Annotated in this window: 1 protein-coding gene; it reads left to right on the plus strand. The window is 68.5% G+C overall.

Translation table 11 applies throughout. From position 1 onward, the window contains the following. Window positions 1–249 precede the first annotated feature (249 nt). The coding region (locus GH737_RS14985; protein ID WP_239018330.1) for a histidine phosphotransferase family protein at window positions 250–672 on the plus strand (423 nt) is incomplete at its 3' end.

Consider the following 672-nt stretch of genomic DNA (forward strand, 5'->3'; position numbering starts at 1 on the left):
GTCGCGCACCGCGGTGCCCTGCGCCTCTACGGCGCCGCTGCGGATCAGCGCCTTCAACCGCTCGCGCGACAGCGTCGGCACGGCATCGGCGAGCGCGCGGTCGAGCCTCCAGCCGGCATGGGCGGGCTCCAGGCGCACGTCGATCGTCTGAATTCCCCCCATCTTCAGTGAAGAATATGGGCTTGTAACGGGGGCGTTCAATGCCCTTCGCCGCCGAAGGGCAACTTGCGCGATGTTAAACTCTGCCGCATTCAGCGCCGGGTGAATGCCCTCGACCTCGCCAGCCTGCTTTGCTCGCGGCTTTGCCACGACCTCATGTCGCCCGTGGGCGCGCTCAACAACGGGCTCGAGCTGCTCGCCGACGAAACCGACCCCGACATGCGCGACAAATGCCTTGAGCTGCTCGAGGACAGCGCGCGGGCGACCGCCAACAAACTCAAATTCTTCCGCTTGGCGTTCGGCGCAGGCGGCGGCTTCGGCGACGAGATTGACACCGGCGAGGCGCGCACCGCGCTCGAGGGGCTGTTTGGCAGCGACGGCAAGATCGAGCTCGGCTGGATGGTCGGTGACGAAAAGCTGCCGAAGGGCGCGATCCGCCTGCTGCTCAACCTCGCGCTGCTCGCCGGCGACGCGCTGGTGCGGGGCGGGCGGCTGGCTGTCGGCGCGGAGCGC

Source organism: Sphingomonas segetis (assembly GCF_009720245.1).
GTDB lineage: Bacteria > Pseudomonadota > Alphaproteobacteria > Sphingomonadales > Sphingomonadaceae > Sphingomicrobium > Sphingomicrobium segetis.